Raw genomic sequence first — 1990 nt, 5'->3', positions numbered from 1 at the left:
TAATACATCTGTTTCTTACGAAGTTCAAGCGCAAAGTATTGGACGTATATTTGGACTAGCTCACGAATTGATAAATGAAGGTGATACAATCCGAATTAAAGATACTGGATTTACACCTAAACTGTATTTAGAAGCACGCGCTATCGCTGGTGATGAATCATTTACGGACCCTTCACAAGATCAATATGTATTTGGCGACTATCGTGAAATTACCGATCCAAACGAAGAAATGCGAAAATTATACAATAGAGTACTTGCTTCTTTAGGTAATAAAGCTAATAAAGAACTATTAGAACAACTAGAAAAGTTAGCAGAAGAAGCGAAAGGGACAGCCGAACAAGCTCAAAAAGAGAGTCAGGTAGCAAAAGAATTAGCCGAAAAAGTTCAAGAAAATCTAAAAAATAATACCGTAGAAATTATCGAAGTTGTCAATCCGCCAACAACGAATCTTAAAATTGGTAAGACGATATGGCGAGATATTAGTAACGGTAAACCTGGTATTTTAAAAGTATGGAACGGGAAAGATTGGGAGCTTCTTATTCCTGATGTGGAGTCAGTTAAGAAAGATACACTGGAGCAGGTTAATAAGGATATTCAACTTACCAAAGAAGAATTAAATAAGAAAGTGGAAGAAGCGCAAGAAGAAGTCACTGGGCAATTTAATACAGTAACAGAGAGCCTTTCAAAAGTTACAAGAACTATTTCTGATGTACAAAGAGATCAAGGTGAAATTGATAAAAAAGTAACCCAAGTTGAACAGGATTCTGAGAAATTTAAATTGTCTATTGAAACATTAACGGAAAATAGTACTGAGACTACAAGTAAAATCAACACCTTAGAAAGTAATGTGGAAGGAAACAAGAAGCTTATATCAGAGGTTAAAGAAAATGTATCAAACATTAATGACGATGTAAGAAACCTGTTAATCGGTTCTAAATCCTTTGATGGAGCTTTGACCATTGCGCAAGCAGACAGTCGTTGGTGGCTTAAGTCAGCAGATAAAGTCAAAATTTCGAAGGATGTTTTTCAAGGGAATACAGTCGTAGAAACTCAATCATCATGGACTGCTCTAGCTTATAACTTCAAGGATTTAGTAGATCGAAAAGTTGTAAAAGTAGGAGATAAAGTAACCTATTCAATTTTTACTCGTGTAAAAGGTTTACCGGATGGTCAAGATTTACAACACACTTTCTATTTTGCACCAGGTGCTACTGGAATTCGTCCAAATAAATCTACTAATCAATGGAAAAGAGTAAGTGTTTCGTTCACAGTGACAGCAAGTATGATGTCATCAGCGGGAACGGATAACGAGAGTCATTTTCGTGTAGAGCCCGACGCAAACCCTCCTGCTGGTTGTTGGTATCAGCAAAGCTCACCGCAATTGATTATAACTATAGGCAACAAAGATTATTCGTGGCGACCTGCTCCTGAAGATCTTGCAGATGGGAATGTTTTAACCAAAGTAACAACAGAGATCAAAGAATCAGCAGGGAAAATCAGTGAAAAGTTAACAAGGGTAGAAACAAAGGTTAATAACGATAAATCCGGAGGACGTAATCTGTTATTAGATTCAAATACTAAATATGAAAAAACAGAATATCTAATCAATCCATATACTCTAACTGAAAATTTTGTTGCAGGTGAGGAATATACTTTTGTAATTAAAGGAAGTGTCCCGCAAGGCCAACAATTTGGAATTTGGCAGAATGGTGGTTCAAATAATGTTGGATATGCAACAAGTGTCTATGCTAACGGAATAACTTATGTAACTTTCAAAGCTGTTGCAACTACAAGTGGGAATGAACGGAGATTAAATTTATATAATTTCCCGAATAATACCACGAAGGCAACTGTAGAATGGGTTGCTTTATATAAAGGTAATAAGCCACAGGATTGGACACCAGCTCCAGAAAATCAAGTAACGAATGATGAATTCACTAAAAAAACAACCGAGATTGAAAAAAGTGTGAATGGTATTAAAGAAAGTATT

At 35.8% G+C, this 1990-nt stretch carries 1 pseudogene; it reads left to right on the top strand.

What is annotated here, in order from left to right:
- Positions 1–1990: pseudogene (locus tag ACS2CR_RS34030) on the top strand (phage tail spike protein); the annotation flags it as partial.

This window comes from Bacillus cereus group sp. BceL291 (genome assembly GCF_051776705.1).
Taxonomy (GTDB): Bacteria; Bacillota; Bacilli; order Bacillales; family Bacillaceae_G; genus Bacillus_A; species Bacillus_A cereus.
This window is presented reverse-complemented; position numbering and strand designations above follow the sequence as displayed.